This window comes from Mucilaginibacter sp. (assembly GCF_028288105.1).
Taxonomy (GTDB): domain Bacteria; phylum Bacteroidota; class Bacteroidia; order Sphingobacteriales; family Sphingobacteriaceae; genus Mucilaginibacter.
The window spans coordinates 17,179-34,112 of the sequence record NZ_JAQBOI010000274.1 but is presented as its reverse complement, the minus strand read 5'-3'; the positions used below and the strand labels follow the sequence as shown (position 1 = coordinate 34,112).

Annotated in this window: 14 protein-coding genes; 4 read left to right on the top strand and 10 right to left on the bottom strand. The window is 43.3% G+C overall.

Translation table 11 applies throughout. The features are described from left to right. From JWQ85_RS18545 to JWQ85_RS18535, 3 genes are all read right to left on the bottom strand, one after another. Positions 1-653: cation diffusion facilitator family transporter (locus JWQ85_RS18545; protein WP_299470591.1), on the bottom strand; the 653-nt coding region annotated here is incomplete at its 3' end. Positions 654-964: 311 nt separating this feature from the next. Next, the gene (locus JWQ85_RS18540) at positions 965-2,215 is read right to left on the bottom strand and encodes a HAMP domain-containing sensor histidine kinase (RefSeq protein ID WP_299470589.1); all 1,251 of its coding nucleotides are present in this window, start codon (positions 2,213-2,215) and stop codon (positions 965-967) included. Continuing rightward, positions 2,215-2,889, bottom strand: coding sequence for a response regulator transcription factor (locus JWQ85_RS18535; RefSeq protein ID WP_299470587.1), 675 nt, complete (start codon positions 2,887-2,889; stop codon positions 2,215-2,217). Before JWQ85_RS18535 ends, JWQ85_RS18540 begins: the two co-directional genes overlap by 1 nt. A gap of 205 nt (positions 2,890-3,094) precedes the next feature. Here JWQ85_RS18535 and JWQ85_RS18530 point away from each other — a divergent pair, with 205 nt between their 5' ends. Continuing rightward, the gene (locus tag JWQ85_RS18530; RefSeq protein WP_299470585.1) at positions 3,095-3,772 is read left to right on the top strand and encodes a cytochrome b/b6 domain-containing protein; all 678 of its coding nucleotides are present in this window, start codon (positions 3,095-3,097) and stop codon (positions 3,770-3,772) included. On the opposite strand, the gene JWQ85_RS18525 is transcribed toward JWQ85_RS18530, so the two are convergent. Genes JWQ85_RS18525 through JWQ85_RS18500 form a run of 6 tightly spaced genes read right to left on the bottom strand, consistent with a single transcriptional unit; the run spans position 3,773 to position 7,778 of the window. Continuing rightward, on the bottom strand, positions 3,773-4,462 hold the full coding sequence (locus JWQ85_RS18525) for a VIT1/CCC1 transporter family protein (protein WP_299470583.1): 690 nt from the start codon (positions 4,460-4,462) through the stop codon (positions 3,773-3,775). 26 nt (positions 4,463-4,488) lie between these two features. Next, a complete protein-coding gene (locus tag JWQ85_RS18520) occupies positions 4,489-5,712 on the bottom strand; it encodes a DUF3570 domain-containing protein (protein ID WP_299470581.1) in 1,224 nt (407 codons plus the stop codon). Between the two features lie 15 nt (positions 5,713-5,727). After that, complete coding sequence (locus JWQ85_RS18515) at positions 5,728-5,955, bottom strand: DUF4266 domain-containing protein (RefSeq protein ID WP_090471276.1); 228 nt, start codon at positions 5,953-5,955, stop codon at positions 5,728-5,730. Positions 5,956-5,958: 3 nt separating this feature from the next. Beyond that, positions 5,959-6,855, bottom strand: a complete 897-nt coding sequence (locus JWQ85_RS18510) for an FAD:protein FMN transferase (protein ID WP_299470575.1) — start codon at positions 6,853-6,855, stop codon at positions 5,959-5,961. A 46-nt stretch (positions 6,856-6,901) separates the two neighbouring features. Next, positions 6,902-7,339: a thioredoxin family protein gene (locus JWQ85_RS18505; RefSeq protein ID WP_299470573.1), complete on the bottom strand. Its 438-nt coding sequence runs from the start codon at positions 7,337-7,339 to the stop codon at positions 6,902-6,904. Between the two features lie 13 nt (positions 7,340-7,352). Continuing rightward, the gene (locus tag JWQ85_RS18500) at positions 7,353-7,778 is read right to left on the bottom strand and encodes a ubiquinol-cytochrome c reductase iron-sulfur subunit (protein ID WP_299470571.1); all 426 of its coding nucleotides are present in this window, start codon (positions 7,776-7,778) and stop codon (positions 7,353-7,355) included. A 1,187-nt stretch (positions 7,779-8,965) separates the two neighbouring features. On the opposite strand from JWQ85_RS18500, the gene JWQ85_RS18495 reads away from it, so the two are divergent. Genes JWQ85_RS18495 through JWQ85_RS18485 form a run of 3 tightly spaced genes read left to right on the top strand, consistent with a single transcriptional unit; the run spans position 8,966 to position 14,688 of the window. Beyond that, on the top strand, positions 8,966-10,117 hold the full coding sequence (locus JWQ85_RS18495; RefSeq protein ID WP_299470569.1) for an efflux RND transporter periplasmic adaptor subunit: 1,152 nt from the start codon (positions 8,966-8,968) through the stop codon (positions 10,115-10,117). Positions 10,118-10,146: 29 nt separating this feature from the next. After that, complete coding sequence (locus tag JWQ85_RS18490) at positions 10,147-13,305, top strand: efflux RND transporter permease subunit (RefSeq protein ID WP_299470567.1); 3,159 nt, start codon at positions 10,147-10,149, stop codon at positions 13,303-13,305. A gap of 3 nt (positions 13,306-13,308) precedes the next feature. Next, positions 13,309-14,688 (top strand): efflux transporter outer membrane subunit, encoded by a 1,380-nt coding sequence (locus JWQ85_RS18485; protein ID WP_299470565.1) that lies wholly within the window; start codon positions 13,309-13,311, stop codon positions 14,686-14,688. A gap of 823 nt (positions 14,689-15,511) precedes the next feature. Here JWQ85_RS18485 and mnmE read toward each other — a convergent pair. After that, complete coding sequence (gene mnmE, locus JWQ85_RS18480; protein WP_299470563.1) at positions 15,512-16,876, bottom strand: tRNA uridine-5-carboxymethylaminomethyl(34) synthesis GTPase MnmE; 1,365 nt, start codon at positions 16,874-16,876, stop codon at positions 15,512-15,514. Between the last annotated feature and the right edge of the window lie 58 nt (positions 16,877-16,934).

Genomic DNA, 16,934 nt, shown 5'->3' with positions numbered 1-16,934 from the left:
TCGCCAGATGGCGCAGCATCCATAATTTCAGCCAGGCCAGGGCGTAAAAGCTGGATTGCGTTATAAAAGACAATGCCGGAGGCTAAAAGCGCAGCCCAGTCGTCGGCACCTTCGTACCCCTTACCTGCTATTAGCGCGATCACGATCCCAATAAACGCTGCAATAGAGGTGATGGCATCGCTCCGGTGATGATAAGCATCGGCCTTCACTGCATTACTGCCAATTTGTTTTCCGACATTCAGTACATAGCGGAACATACCCTCTTTGATAATGATTACCCCCAACAGAATATAAAGTGTAAACCGTTTAGGCATATCATGAGGTGTTCTTACAAATTCAATGGCATGCCAGCCGATCCATATCGCGGCGCCCATTAGGAAAAAAGAAATGACAATCGATACTATGGGTTCGGCCTTGCCATGTCCGTAAGGATGTTTAGGATCGGCTGGTTTCATGGCGATCTTCAGCCCGATCCACAATAAGGTCGAACTAAAAACATCCGCACCCGTCTCCGTAGCATCTGCGATCAGGGCGTAGGAATGTCCCAGATGGCCCGCGATAGCCTTCAAGAATACCAAGGCGATACTTATCCCAATACCTATTTGAGTGGTTCGAATTGCTTTTACTGACGGATGTAAATCTATTGCAGCCATTATTGATGCGTAAAAAACTGAAGTGGCAAAGGTAAAACCTTCAGCAATAATAATGCTGCTGATTTGTAGGAATGTTTACATTTTCATATTGCCCATGCTGTTGTCACTTCCGTTCTTAAATTCGCCCCGTTATTCAACAAGTTTCAGAGAAGAAAACACAAGGATCAGCAAGCATAGATATTTCATTGATATTCGGCTTTAAAACATATGCAAATCGCATTCGCCCTAAAACTATTGTGGTAATCTGAAGCAAAATTGTAGTTGGCAGCTAAATTTCAATTGTATAACAAAAGTGATCAGCAACAGTCTTCTTAAAACGAGAGGACAAAAGTGTGCCATCCGGATTCATATTGGTAGCGAACAGTATAGCCGTAATGCTGGCTGATATTTTTAACCAACGTTAATCCAAGGCCGTTGCCTTGTGATTCCTTACCCTTTTGAAAACGCTCAAAGATCAGTTGTTCATCTAACGAATGGACAGTGCCGGTATTCTTAATGGATAATTGATCTACGTTCAATTCGATAATAATAACACCACCAGGGTTATTGTGTCTGATCGCATTGCTGAACAGATTATTTAATAAAATATCGATTAGGTATTTACTGGCTAACACCTGCTTGGGCTGTAGGTTGGGCTTAAACGAAAGATCTTTGGTTTGCATCAGTTCCTGAAACTGCAGCATTTTTTCGGACAGCGCAACCCCAAGGTCAATTGGTGCTTCATCAGTGATCAGTTTATTTTCCAATTTTGCCAGTAATAATAGAGATTGGTTAAGCCGGCTGGATTTATTGATCGAGCTGTAAATATCTGTGATCTGTTCCAACTGTTCTGCACTTAATGTTTCATCCTGGATCAGCGTATCCAGCTTTGTCGTGACAACCGCCAGCGGTGTCATCATTTCATGGGAGGCATTCTCCGTAAATTGTTTCAGATTCAAATAATCATGGGTTACCCTTAAAGACATTTCCCGAATAGCTTCGTTAAGTTCAGCAAATTCATCCACCTTACTTGGTTTTCCTTTAAACTGGTCAACATCTGCGATATTGAATTGCTTGATCTCCTTCAATGTTAACTGAAATGGTTTCCAGAGCCCGTTGAGCATATACTTATTGGTGATAAATAGCACCAATAACAAGCCGGCAAGCAGAGCCAGTGTAATGATGGTAATAACTTCTATGAGATATTTTTGCCCCGCTCTGGAGATGGTAATAACAACTTTGTAATTCGTATCCTTTAATTTGACCAGGTCTTCAACTGCACGTCCAGCTTCCTTCAACTGCTCTTTGGGGTTAAAATAGGTGGTATCAAAAAAACGTTTCTGTAATTCCTGCTCGTTGGTTCTGGTAAACACTGCATGGTCTCTGTCGAGATCATATTGTTGCGGGTCCTGAATGCTGGTCTTTACATATTCTTCTGCTTCTATCAATTGCTGCTGGAGCCCCTGGTCCAGCTGTTGCTGGGCAATGTAATTAATAGCAAAATAATAGATGACCGCCCCCGCCAATAAGACCGTTAAAGTAATGTAAATACTCGTCCTGGTATAATGTGCAGATAATTTCACTAACCTATAAATTTATAACCAATCCCATAAATGGAAGTTAAATAATCTTTGCCGCCAGCGTCAAGTAGTTTTCTGCGAAGATTTTTGATATGTGTATAAATAAAATCAAAATTATCATGCATATCCATCTCATCACCCCACAGGTGCTCGGCAATGGCATTTTTGGAGATAACCTTGCCCTTGTTGGCTATAAAATATAGTAACATATCATACTCCTTCCTGGTCAGGATAATAGCGGTTTCATTAACTTCAACGGTCCGGCCAAGTATATCTATGGATATCTCATTAAATAACAGCTTATTGTTGGTATTTAAAGCCTTTCTGCGGTAAACCGCCATCAGGCGGGCCTTAAGTTCTGCTAAATGAAAAGGTTTGGTCAGGTAGTCATCGGCACCAACGTTGAGCCCCTTTAATTTATCATCCAGGGAGTTTCGGGCAGAAATGATCAGGACCGCTTCGTTCTTCTGATTGGTTCGCAGGTATTCCAGAACATCAAAACCTTCTCCGTCAGGCAGCCCGATATCCAGCAGAACACAATCATAGTCATAATCTGATAGTTTCTGTAGCGCAGGATTCAGCGCGCTACAGCTCTCGCAGATATTGCCATCTACATTCAAATAGTTTGTGATGTTCTCACGTAAACTTTGCTCGTCTTCTATTACCAGGATTTTCAAAGCTGCTTTTTATTCAAATGTAAAGCTCAAAATTGAAGAGAACCTGAAGTATATGCGTCCTGTAATTTTATTAATAGTGAAACTACAGATTTACTTCATATTCATTCAGTAATTTACAAACAATTTAAATGCTATTGCGATAAATTGGGGTGCTCAAAAAGAAAGTTCCATCCCAAAGCAAAGCCTGCACTAATTCAGAATCAATATGGCAACAATCGAACCTGTCCGTAAAGACGTCCAACACCAGGGACATATTAAAAAATATTCGGCTTCCCTGCGTCTATGGCATTGGGCCAATACCATCGTTATCAGCGGTTCACTGCTTACCGTACTTATCAATTCAACCATTACTGATGAAAGGCCCGTATCAGCTCTGGTCAAAAATGAATTAAAGAACGCCGGAACCACGATAAGCGACAGACAGGCTGGATCGGTTGCGCATGCCCTTGGCGATAGTGTTTGGAGCATTCATATTTACTTTGGGTATGTATTGGTTGCTTTACTCTTATTCCGTTTAGTTCTTGAATTCTTTCAGCTTGCTGACCAAAAGTTTATCCGAAAAATGAAAAGCGCCTATTCTCAATTTCAAACCACGAAAAAGAACAGAGAGATTGCCAAACATGAGCTTACCGTTAAAAGTATCTATGCAACATTTTACCTATTGCTCATTATGATGGCTGTAACCGGGTTGTTTTTGGCGTTTGAAGATCTGTTAGCACCCTTCAAATCCATCAGGGATAGCGTTAAAGAAGTTCATGGGTTTTGCATGTACCTGATCCTTGCTTTCATCTTTGTTCATCTGGCTGGTATTTTTTTGGCAGAACGTAAGAATAATAAAGGTATCGTTTCCGATATGATCAACGGCGGAGGTGACCATCAATAATTATTTTCCGGTGATCAACTTAGCCATCAGGAAAGCGGCCCCTGCGGCAAGTGCACCAATTATCACTACTTTACAGGCACCGCTTAATGCCGGCTGTCCTGTCATTTTACTTTTAAAGAAACCGAAAATGAATAAACAGATCAATGTAAGTCCGCAGGAATAGAATAGTGCCTCTTGCGCCTGACTGATAAGGATATATGGCGACAAAGGGATAATACCCCCGACTATATAGGACACGCCTATAGTTATGGCACTTTTTGTGGCCCGGTTCGCGTTGGGTTCTTCCAGGCCCAATTCATAGCGCATCATAAACTCCACCCATTGTTTTTTGTCTTTAGCCATTTCATCGGCAATTTGGTGCTGCAAAGTTTCTGAAAGACCAAAGCCTGCAAATACTTTCCTTACTTCCGCCCTTTCCTGTTCTGGCAGGCGCTCTACTTCTTCGTATTCCCGTTTTAATTCCGACTGGTAATGATCTACCTCTGTTCGGCCCGCAAGGTAACCACCCAAACCCATAGCTATCGAACCCGCAACGATCTCCGCGATGCCTGCAGTGACCACAAGCCCCGAAGAACTGATAGCGCCACTTAAGCCCGCCGCTAAGGCAAAAGGTACGGTTAAACCATCAGACATACCGATTACGATATCCCTGATGGTTTCTGAACTGGTTACATGGTGCTCGTGATGCATTTGTTATTGTTTTATTAGCGAATATACTATTTGAACTTCATGGCCAGGGTTACAATATTTGAATTCAGGCCGGTAGAGCGCATATAGTGGCCGGCCCTGATTTCCAGTGAATTGAAATGCTGCCAGCCAAACACGCCCGTTGGAGGTGACAACCTGATATTGGCCCCAATAAAATTGCTGTGTAAGGTAGACAGATCATAATCGCTGGTGTAATAGGCATCAGTAGGATTATGTTGCCCATAAGGTGCAAAATAGCGCGTGCCCTGTTGGTTGTTATAGCGGTAATAAGGACTCACTGATACAAATGAAGTTAGCTTAATAGGTATCTCCAATTCTGCGGTGTGCGCACGGATACCCCAGTTATCCATATAATACCGGTAAAATGTCCTGATCACAAAATGATCATCCAGGAAGTAATTAAACCGCACCGCTATAGGGAGTTTGTACCTGCTGCCCGGCAGGTTTTCTACCCGCTCAGATCCATCGGTAAAATAATCGCGCTGATATTTGGTGGCCAGCAAACCATGCTGATAGGAAGGCTCGATGATCAGTAAGGCCTGTAGCCGCGAGGTCAGCACCTGCGACAAGGAGAACGAAGTACTGAACGAGTTTCGCGGACTATGGTCAACCGGTCCGCGTCCGTCACGGTCCGATCCTGAACCGTAGCCCGGCGGTCGCAGTTCCACCGGTAATATCACTTTCCAGGTATCCAGGAAAGCCTGAGCCTTAAAATCAAACTGTGTATTTTTATCTTTTGATACACGGGTCAGGTTTACACCGGCACCAAAGGATTGATAATCGAACTCTCGCGAATAAGATCCGGTTAGTCCGAAAGCATTGCCGGTTTTGTCGTTTGAAACCGTCCAGTTCAAGGACGGATAGACACGAGTATCCTGCCTGGAGGCGGAAGAGATACTGTTCGGATCGATCTTATCCGAAGAAGCTGAAGTATAATGATCCACACCCAGTTCAAATGTAAAGGTGTGTTTCTTACCACTGGCACTATATTTTGATAACTGCAGATCAAATGTATTGGCAAAGTCGGTCAGCTTTTCTGTACCGATACCGCCGGTAACCGCGGAATTATTGCCGTCCTGGTGATAATAAGCCGAGATGATGTTGATCTCTTCAATTTTAAGTTTGCGGGCTTCATAGTTACTGCTGTCCTTAACCGGTAATGTTTTGGTTTGCGCATGTGAAGCAACTATCCCTAAATATAGGGCGGCAACACATAGGTATATTTTTCTCATATAAGTAACCCGCTTTTAATTACATCCACAGCCGCCGCCGCTTTTTCCGCCATTAGCCCCCGAACCGCCTTCGCGATATAACTGGAAACTTTGCTCGAACTTTTGTGATTTACGGGCAGAAAGTTCCATCTCCGCGTCGTTCAACCTATTCTTTTGATACGCTTTTACCGACGAGCATGAGCTTAATCCGAGAGCTGGTATGCTGCCGACCAGCAATAATTTAATCAGCGGTAATTTTTTCATGTGTTAATTTTTAACGTTAATGTTTCTGGAGGTGTAAAGCCGGTTATCGTCATCAATAATGACGCAGGCAAGCTGTTGTAATTGGTTTACCAAATCAAGACCCACGCGAATACCCATAACAGTTACAGGTGTAGCCATGGCATCAGCAAACTCAGCGCTGGGGCAAATGATACTTACGCTTTTGATGCCGCTTACCGGCAGGCCGGTTTTTGGATCGATGGTATGGGAATATTTCTTTCCATTGATGACAGCATACTTTTCATAATTACCAGAGGTAGCAATGGCCATATTGCTGATATTAAGCGTAGAAAACGGTGTCATTTGCTTATCGGGGTCCGCAATAGCTATCGTCCAGGGATGGCCGTTGGGTTGTGTTCCCCAGGTGATTAAATCGCCAGCTGCGTTCACTATCCCGCTGACTACACCATTTTGTTGCAAAATAACTTTAGCACGGTCAGCCGCATAACCTTTTCCGATGCCACCAAAACCTATGCGCATACCTTTTTCCTTTAGGAAAACCGTTACGTTAGCAGGATCAAGAATGACATTCCTGTAATTGATTAGTCCAACGGATTGAAGTGCGGTTTCAGCATCGGGCAATGCTTTCATGTTGACATCGAAGTTCCAGAGGCTTTTATCTATCGAACCGTATGTAATATCGAATGCCCCCTGGGTTAATTCTGATATCTTAAGGGAGCGTTCAATCAACTGATAAACTTCGAAATCAACCTTTATCGGCATGATACCTGCAGCTGCATTGATCTGGTTGGTCTGGCTGTCATCGCTAAAAGTCGTCAGTAGCTTTTCAATACGGCTGATCTCAGCCACCGCCAGGTCAATACGGCTATTTGCCCATTCGGCATCATCGCCAACCACGCTGATCTCGAACCTGTTTCCCATCAGCTTTAAGATTCGCTTATGCACGGTTTGTGCTTTCTCTATCGTTTCAATGATTGGCATTTGCAAAAGGTTTGATCTGGTCAATAAACTGGTCGGGGGTTTCATCAGGGTATCCGTCCCATTCTTTTAATACTTTACCATGCTCATCAACAAGCAGGGTAAAGGGAAACTTACCATCGGGGTTATATTTGTCGGCCAGGGTTTCGTTCAGCTTTACCTGTTCTTTGCTCAGTTGATTTTTCTTTTGCCGTGGGAAATCGGCACGGACTAAAACAAGGTGATCTGAAGCAAAGTCGTTGAACTTATCTGATTCCAGGATCTCTTTTCTTAGCCGGATACATGGGCCGCACCAATCTGAGCCTGAAAAATTGACAATAATCAATTTATGCGATGCCGCAGCTTCGGTTTGTGCTTTATTGAAATCACCGAGCCATGTAGCAGGACTGGTTGTAAATAGGAAAAGAAAAATAGTTAATAGTTTCATTTGCTTCATTTTTTTAGGAGAACACCCTCAGCGACGTTCCGGTTAATGTGGTTTGATATGCTGTCAGGTTATGGTTTGCAGGTGAATTTTTGACAACGCCGGCTTCTGTAAAAGCTGAACCATGGTTATTACAATAAAACTGATGGCTGCCACCCTGATAAATCAGCGGATAACTTTCATGAGTACAAGACTGTTGAACAGCGATATATGTACCGGCAGTTGTCTTGGCGACAATAACCCCGTTAGATGCCAGGTAACCCCCATTTGTCAACAATGCAGCATTAGCTGATGCAGTAAGATCAAGAGTAAGATCTACTCCGGAAGGGCCGTTAACACCCGAAGCCGAATTGTCTGATTTTTTGGAGCAACCTACGCAGTTGATAAGGGCGAATGACGCTGCGGTAATTCCGATAGCTGAAAGAAACTCTTTTCTATCCATAATTGAAAATTTAGTACTGTAGAAACCGGGATTAATATAGCCTCACCCTCTATGTCACTTAAATAAGTACAAATCAAATAGCATTAGTATCAAAAAACAGGATGCTAATCCTTATTGATTATATTGATTCAGCAACAATATTATCAGGAGATTCTGTAGTTTACATGAAATTGGAGGTATTTAACAGATTTTAACAAGCTTGACTTTAACGGATTACGACTGTAAAGCGTGTTAATAGTGCACTACTACTGACGGCCACTACCTCATAGCCATTTTGCAATAATTCCTGCTCATGTGTCTTACTGATGTTTTCTAAAGAACCTGTTACTAGTACTTTCATTTTTTTGTTATTTGGTATAGTAAAGGTCGATAGTTAAAGATTGCCCGATGTATCCAAACTTATTGTCGTTGTAGCCGAACTTACGATGTTTCTTACTTGACGAAATCCGATACGGCATTATTGCTGCACTGCAAAAGCATCCACTTTATTCTTAAAGCCAACTTCGATTATAATCAATATTAACACAACTCTTGCTTACCTATTGTCTAATTAAGATCGCTTTTGCGATCCTTCTTTTCAATACCTTTAAGATGCTAAACAATAACATTTCTTGTTTTTCTTGTAAGGAATAGGTAATTATCTTGTTACACGGCTGCGTAAACTAATTTTCTACAGAATTGATGTGTTCCTTCGTTTCAAAATTAGTTATAATTAAAACTATCTGTTTTAATGGTTAAGATATTCAGGTTTATAAGCAGGCTCAGCATAGTAGCCATTATTTTCTTCGCATTACAGGGGGAAATAATAATGCGCTATGGCGAAATTTTGCAGGCTAAAGCCGGACATCATACCTCCAAGATTAAAAATACAGCAGAAAGAGAGCGACTCATTAAACTGCAGTGCTTTACACAGAAATTCTATCCTGTTGTATTGCCTCCAGAAACAGAATTCAATTTTAACGTCCTTTTTGTATTTATACCGAAACTTAAATTTTATCAGTTAAATGTGCCCGCAGGCAAATTTGATTTTACTGATTTTCAGTCGTTAAGAGGCCCCCCAACGTTCGCCTAAACTACTTTCTTTTCCTTTTTTCCATTATGCTATAGGTTTTGCCTGAAGATCTAATCCGTTTGGATTGGTCAATCTTCCTGCGTTTACCCTATTGCAGTAACGTACCTCATTAATCATGAATAAAGTAAAAATCCTATTATACCCTTTATTGTTCATCACTTTAATAACTATATCGTCATGTGGTAGTTCTGGCAATAAAACACCGCAAACGCCACTTAAAACATTTACAGTGATGAAGCTAAGCCCCAGAAAAACGGAGATCAATACCGATTATCCTGCTTCTATCCTGGGCATACAAAATATCGAGATCAGGCCTAAAATTGACGGCTATGTAGAAAATATTTTTGTAGACGAAGGCGCCTCTGTAAAACGGGGGCAGCTTTTGTTTAAAATAAACGCACCACAGTATGAGCAAAATGTAAACACGGCACAAGCCAATATTAAAATAGCTGTTGCTGATGTAAATGCTGCGCAAATGCAGGTTGACAAAGTACGACCCATTGTTCAACAAGATATTGTGAGCCCCTATGAACTTAAATCGGCATTATATACGCTGGAATCGAAACAGGCAGCTTTGGCTCAGGCAAAGGCTGCACTGAACAACGCTAACACAAATTTAAGTTACACTACTATTTACAGCCCCGCAGATGGTGTGATAGGGATGCTTCCATATAAGATAGGAAGTTTAATAACCAGTACAACTGCTAACCCTTTAACCACCGTATCTAATATAGAAAGCATTTATGCCTATTTCTCGATCAACGAAAAACAGGGGCTTGATTTTTTTTCAGCAGTAAAGGGTGCAACCATTCAGCAAAAGCTAAGCACTTTGCCCCCGGTTACACTGGTATTGGCTAATGGTACCCAACTTGCCGTTAAAGGTAAAGTTGAAACCGCAAGCGGGCTGATCAACTCACAAACGGGATCCATAAATATGCGTGCTACTTTTAGCAATCCAGGTGCGATGGTACGTAGTGGCAGCAGCGCCATTGTAAGGATTCCGCAAACAATAAATAACGCCATAATGGTTCCTCAAAAATCAACTTATCAGATACAAGGGAAACTGTTTGTATATGTAGTGGATGCAGCCAATAAAGTAAAATCTCAGGAGTTGGTTGTTACGGGCAGTCCCGGTCAATTTTATGTGGTAGGTAAAGGTCTTAAATCCGGACAAGAAATAGTTGTCGACGGCGTGGCGTCATTACGGGAAGGATTGCAGATCACCCCCAAAGTGCTGAATGCCGATTCTGTTTATAACAACCCATAGAACCCTTTCCGCTTATTTAATCCCAAATCATGTTAAAAAAATTCATAGAACGGCCAGTTCTTTCAACGGTCGTTTCCATTATAATTGTAACTATAGGTATTGTGGGCTTGCTTACGCTTCCCATTTCACAATACCCTGATATCGCGCCGCCAACCGTGCAGGTGCAAGCAACATACAGCGGGGCAAATGCTGATGTAGTACTGAAAACCGTTATCATACCGCTCGAGCAGCAGATCAACGGGGTTGAAAACATGGATTATGTAACCTCAACCGCCGGTAACGACGGTACTGCAAATATCACCGTGAGCTTTAAAGTAGGTGGCGACCCCAACATCGCAGCAGTGAACGTTCAAAACGCGGTTTCCAGGGCGTCGGCACTTTTGCCGCAGGAGGTTACCAAAGCGGGCGTTACCGTGCAAAAAAAGCAAACAAGCAGCTTACTTACTTACTCTGTCTACAGTGAAAGCGCTGCTTACGATCAAACCTTTTTACAGAATTATGTCGACATTAACGTTATCCCGGTAATTAAAAGGATACAGGGTGTGGGCGACGCCTCGCTACCCAGCCAGATGGATTACTCTATGCGTATTTGGTTAAATACGCAGGCCATGGCATCTTACGGATTGGTGCCAGCCGATATAAACACTGCGCTGGCCGACCAGAACATTCAGGCCGCCCCAGGGCAATTTGGCGAACGCGGGCACCAGGCATTTCAGTATGTGATCAAATATCCGGGCACTTTGGTAGACACTGCTCAATTCGGCAATATAGTTGTCCGTTCAAGCAGCCGGAGCCGGCTGCTGCGGCTGCGTGACGTGGCGAGAATTGAGTTAGGCGCGCTTAATTATTTTACCACAACCAGGATGAATGGTCATCCGGCCGTTTCTATAGACGTATCGCAAATTGCAGGCTCTAATGCGCACCAGGTGATACAGGAAACAGTAAAGGCCATGGCCGTCGCAGAAAAGAATTTTCCTCCGGGTATTAAGTATGTCACTCTACAAAATACAGATGACTTTCTTAATGCTTCTATTGATAAAGTGCTTCACACTTTGCTTGAAGCGTTTATCCTGGTGTTCATAGTTGTGTTTATATTCCTGCAGGATTTACGGTCAACGCTCATTCCGGCTATTTCTGTGCCCGTGGCAATCATAGGTACATTTTTCTTCTTAAAAATGTTTGGGTTTACCATTAACCTGCTTACCTTATTTGCCATTATCCTGGCAATTGGTATTGTTGTGGATGATGCCATTGTGGTTGTAGAAGCCGTACACGCCAAACTGGACTCCGGTTATCACTCAGCCCGCCAGGCGAGCATTGATGCTTTAAGTGAAATATCGGGGGCAATTGTTTCTATAACATTGGTTATGTCGGCCGTGTTTATACCCGTAAGTTTCATTGGCGGCTCTGCCGGTATTTTCTATAAGCAGTTTGGTTTAACACTGGCAATAGCCATTGTTCTATCGGCTATAAATGCGCTTACCTTAAGTCCAGCTTTATGTGCGTTGTTTTTGAAAGGGCACGACAAAGAAAACAAGAAGTTAAACTTTATACAGAAGTTTTACCTGGCCTTTAATACAGGATTTGACAGGATGAGCAAACGCTACATCCAGGCAGTTACTTTTTTCAGCCGAAAGAAGTGGATACCCATTTCGTTGCTTTTAACATTCGTGGCATTATTATATTTTACCAGCAAAGTAACGCCAACAGGTTTTGTACCCAGCGAAGACTTAGGTGCAATAAGTTGCAGTATATCCTTGCCACCAGGCGCATCGCTTGACCGTACTGATAAAGTAACCCGGAAAATTGAAGCACTTGCACATTCTATTCCCGAAGTTAATAATGTTTTAGGCGTAAATGGCCGGAACCAGCTGGCAGGAAGCGGTAACAACTATGGCATGGTGATTATGCGCCTCATTCCCTGGACAGAAAGGAAAAGGGATATCCAGGTTATTATTAAAGAGCTGATTGCCAAATCTGCCGATATTACAGAGGCCGAAGTTAAGTTTACCTCGCCGCCAACCATACAAGGATTCGGGGCATCCAGCGGTTTCGCCTTTCAACTGGAGGATAAAACAGGTGGCGATATCGCCTCATTTTACAAGGTGAGCAAGGATTTTCTATCGGCACTTTCAGAACGGCCCGAAATACAGTTTGCAACGACTTCCTTCAACCCCAACTTTCCGCTGTACCTCATGAATGTAAACGTGCCTAAAATAAAAGAAGCAGGTTTAAACGTTACCGATATTACCGGGGCTATGCAAGGGTACTATGGGGGCATTTATGCATCAAATATTACCCAGTTTGGCCAGCAATACCGGGTAATGGTACAAGCATCGCCTGAGTACCGGATGACGCCAGAAAGCCTAAATTCGGTATTTGTAAGGAATGCTACCGGCGATATGATCCCAATTACTGAGTTTGTTGCCCTAACCAAAGATTACGGCCCACAAGCTATTACGCGGTTTAACCTTTTTACCTCTATAAGTATAAACGGCACCCCTAATACAGGTTTTAGCTCGGGACAGGCGGTAACGGCTATTCAACAGGTTGCGGCACAGCAGTTGCCGCAAGGTTATAGCTATGAATACTCTGGTATCACCCGCGAGGAGTTATCGGGCAACAGCCAAACGATCTATATCTTTTTGCTTTGCCTGGTTTTTGTTTACCTGATATTAAGTGCACAATATGAAAGCTATATTCTGCCGCTTTCTATTTTGCTTACCATACCTATTGGTATCGCCGGGGCTTTCACTTTCGCATACCTGTTTGGCATCGCCAATAATATTTACCTGCAGATCACCCTTATTATGCTAATCGGCTTGCTTGCAAAAAATGCCATCCTTATTGTAGAGTTTGCGGCAGAAAGAAGACGAAGCGGCATGAGCATAGTAGAAGCCGCCGTAAGCGGTGCCCAGGCGCGGCTTAGACCAATTTTGATGACCTCTTTCGCATTTATTTTGGGCCTTGTGCCATTGATGCTGGCTACAGGGGCCGGAGCTAACGGTAACCGGTCTATTGGAACCGGGGCCGTAGGTGGTATGCTTATCGGTACCGTATTCGGCATTTTTATAACACCGGTACTGTTCGTTATTTTCCAAAGCCTGCAAGAGCGCCTCAAAAAGACCGATATCCCCGTAACGGCTTCAACCAATACAACTAATATCATCCCAAACACAAATTCATAGCCCATGAAAGCTATTATCAAAAATATAGGATTTGCGGGCGTGTTAGCTATGCTAACCGCTTGCCACGTTACTAAAGAGTATCAAAAACCATCAATAACCAGTGCCAATTTATTCAGGCAAAATGAAAGTGCCGATACTAATTCCATTGCTAAACTGCATTGGAAAGAAGTTATTACAGACACGCTCCTGCAAAAGCTGATAACAGAAGGCATTAGCCATAATATCGACTTGCAAAAAGCCTACTCGGTAACCAGGCAGGCGCAAGCCTACTTTGATCAAAGTAAACTGGCCTTTTATCCATCTGTAAATACCGACGCAGGTGTGTCCATGAACGGCGCTGCCAAGCCGCAGACTTTCAATGGCACAAGCCAAAGCCGTATTTATTCGGCAGAACTAACAGCCAGCTGGGAAGCGGACATTTGGGGTAAATTGAAAAGTGCGAAAAAAGCGCAATTTGCTTCGCTAATGCAATCTTCAGCGAGTGCAAAGGCGGTGCAAACAGCTTTAATTGCCAACATAGCCAATAATTATTATAACCTTATGGCTTTAGACAAGCAACTGGCAGTTACCGAGCAAAGTGTAAAAAGCTGGCAGGCTACGGTTAACACCATGAAGTCATTAAAAGTTGCAGATGTGGTTACCGGTGCAGCAGTTGTGCAAAGCGAAGCCAGCAAATATGCCGTTGCGGTTACCATCCCCGATTTAAAGCAATCTATCTGGCAAACAGAAAACATCATTAACCTGCTATTAGGCAAGCCACCAGGCCCGATAGAAAGGGCCAAAATTGATGCGCAACAACCAATTACGGTGCTTAGTACCGGTGTGCCGGCCCAAATGCTGGCCAATAGGCCTGATGTACTTGCTGCCGAATATACTTTCAGAAATGCCTACGAGCTTACTAATGTAGCGCGTACGTATTTTTATCCTGCAATAACATTGAGCGGTTCCGGCGGATACTCGAGTTACTCATCGTTTTTTGGCGTTGGGTCGCTGATTGGAAATTTAACAGCAGGTATCACGCAGCCGATCTTTAATAAAGGCGCTAATAAAACCAGGCTGACCGTGACAAAAGAGCAGCAGGAACAAGCGCTATTGGATTTTCAATACACGGTATTGAGCGCCGGGCAGGATGTATCAAACGCCTTAATGTCATACCAAACAGCGGGCGATAAGGCAAAGGATCGGGTTAACCAACTGGATAATTTAACAAAAGCTGTTAATTACACGCAACAATTGGTTCGGTACGGGTCAGCAAATTATACCGAAGTATTAACTGCGCAGCAAAGTTTATTGTCTGCCCAGCTAAGCAGCGTTAATGACCGGTTACAGCAACTGCAGGCAATAGTTTATTTATATCGCTCGTTAGGAGGGGGCTGGCAATAATTTAGGAAATCAATGATTTAATGAAGTAACCCCGAGCCCGGGTTGGTAATCATACAGTTGAGCTATGAAACGAGCAATTTATTAGAAAATATACCGCAATCCAACTTTATACGATTGTGAGCAACGTTTGCACGTTTTAACTGCTATTTACTCACTACACCAATATTGTGGATAACGGGTATGAATCTGCATTAGGAAGCCAGGCCCAGCAATGGAAACGACCGCAGGAGCGGTATTTCAACAGGCGGATTGCACTTGAAACACCGGCGTTGATCTGCTTGATGTGATCAAACGGGTTTTGCTGTGGCGGTTTGCGCCTGCGCTGAACTCGTAATCAGCAATGATGCAATCGCAAATATAATGGCCCTGACCTGCACAGGTGTGCCCTGGTTTCCGGTTGGCAGCGGCAACACCCGCTACCTGATCATCGAGATCGTTGCGGCGAAGAAATTCAATCTGTTTTTATCCCTAACCAGAAAGGGATATACGAAGGCATCAATGGTAAGTAACTACCCGGTGCCTTGTCCACTTTTGGAAGTAATAGCCGCATTTGCAGCCAGGAAATCCACCGCTTCGTTTTCTTGTCGGTGCAAATGCGATTGGAACAGCAGAGCAGGTGGTTTCTACATTTCAGTAGATAAGGACTATCTTCACCACTGGACTATTAAGACAAGACGTATAGGCCCAATAAATCGGTTCAGATTTTGTCCGAACTGCAAAACAAAGCCCTGCAAGCCAGCAGGGCTTTGTTTTGCCTGGACTTTTTACTCTAAAGGATTATACCTTACCGTTAGTTACCAAAATTTGTGGTTGTTTAATAGGCCTACTTACCGATACAAAACTTACTAAAGATATTCTCCAGCAAATCATCCGTTGTAACAGCACCGGTTATCTCGCCCAGGTAATGCAGGGCTTGTTTTATATCCATGGACAAGAAATCTGATGTTACTGTATCTATTCCCGCCAAAACCCGTATCAATGCTTCTTCAGTTTTTTGAAGCGCTTCCAGATGGCGGATATTGGTTACCAGCGTTTCGTGGCCCGTTAGCTGATCTTTTACTGCAGCGCTATATATCTTATGCTTTAGTTCGTCAATATGTTGTTTCTGTTTGGCAGATATAATAATGGCCCTATCGGTATGTGGCAAAGCAGATAATTGTTCAGCATTCAACAGATCTGCCTTGTTGGCAATGATCAGCATGGTTACACCGGGCTTTTGCAGGCTTTCCATATCACTGTTCAAATCGGCAAGGCTTATCTCACCGGCATCATAAACATACAACAGCAAGGCAGTCTGGCTTATCTTTTCCATGGTACGCTGCACACCTATCTGTTCAATAGTATCTGTGGCTTCGCGGATGCCGGCAGTATCAATCAGGCGGAAATTAATACCCTGTATGTTCAGCACCTCCTCTATGGTATCACGCGTGGTACCAGGGATATGGCTCACAATGGCGCGTTCCTCGTTCAGCAAAGCATTCAGCAAGGTAGATTTCCCGGCATTTGGCCTGCCTGCTATAACCGTATTTACACCATTCTTTATTGCATTACCTAATTCGAATGATTGTATCAGGCTGCCAATAACACGGGTAATATCGTGTGTTAGTTTTTTTAGCTGGTCGCGGTTAGCAAATTCTACATCCTCCTCGGCAAAATCAAGCTCCAGTTCTATCAGGGATGCAAACTGAACCAGTTGATCGCGCAGTTGTTGCAATTGGTTACTAAAGCCGCCGCGTAATTGTTGCAGGGCTACTTGCTGCGATGCTTTAGAGTTTGATGCTATCAGATCGGCAACTGCTTCTGCTTGCGAAAGATCAAGCTGACCATTCAAAAATGCACGTAAAGTGAACTCGCCAGCTTTAGCAGCACGCGCGCCATTCCTGATCAGCAATTTTATTATAGATTCGATGATATAGTTTGACCCATGGCAAGAGATCTCAACCACGTTCTCGCGCGTGTATGAACGTGGCGCTACAAATAAGGAAGCCACTACCTCATCAAGTTCCAGGTCGGCATCTACAATACGCCCAAAATGTAGGGTATGTGATGCTTGTTGGGTAAGGTCTTTACCTTTCCAAACTTTTTGCGCGATAGTTATCGCATCCGGGCCCGAAAGCCTTATAACCCCTATTGCCCCTGTGCCGTTTGGTGTGGCAAGCGCTACTATAGTCTCTTCTGTTTGTATCATTTTACTATCTGCAAAAGTCGCAATTTACTATGAACTAAAAGTTTTATTTTCGCCACAC

Coding starts and splice junctions, on each gene's coding strand:
- JWQ85_RS18530 (WP_299470585.1), top strand. CDS start 3,095: ATGGCAACAATCGAACCTGTCCGTAAAGACGTCCAACACCAGGGACAT.
- JWQ85_RS18525 (WP_299470583.1), bottom strand. CDS start 4,462: ATGCATCACGAGCACCATGTAACCAGTTCAGAAACCATCAGGGATATC.
- JWQ85_RS18520 (WP_299470581.1), bottom strand. CDS start 5,712: ATGAGAAAAATATACCTATGTGTTGCCGCCCTATATTTAGGGATAGTT.
- JWQ85_RS18515 (WP_090471276.1), bottom strand. CDS start 5,955: ATGAAAAAATTACCGCTGATTAAATTATTGCTGGTCGGCAGCATACCA.
- JWQ85_RS18510 (WP_299470575.1), bottom strand. CDS start 6,855: ATGGGAAACAGGTTCGAGATCAGCGTGGTTGGCGATGATGCCGAATGG.
- JWQ85_RS18505 (WP_299470573.1), bottom strand. CDS start 7,339: ATGAAACTATTAACTATTTTTCTTTTCCTATTTACAACCAGTCCTGCT.
- JWQ85_RS18500 (WP_299470571.1), bottom strand. CDS start 7,778: ATGGATAGAAAAGAGTTTCTTTCAGCTATCGGAATTACCGCAGCGTCA.
- JWQ85_RS18495 (WP_299470569.1), top strand. CDS start 8,966: ATGAATAAAGTAAAAATCCTATTATACCCTTTATTGTTCATCACTTTA.
- JWQ85_RS18490 (WP_299470567.1), top strand. CDS start 10,147: ATGTTAAAAAAATTCATAGAACGGCCAGTTCTTTCAACGGTCGTTTCC.
- JWQ85_RS18485 (WP_299470565.1), top strand. CDS start 13,309: ATGAAAGCTATTATCAAAAATATAGGATTTGCGGGCGTGTTAGCTATG.
- mnmE (WP_299470563.1), bottom strand. CDS start 16,876: ATGATACAAACAGAAGAGACTATAGTAGCGCTTGCCACACCAAACGGC.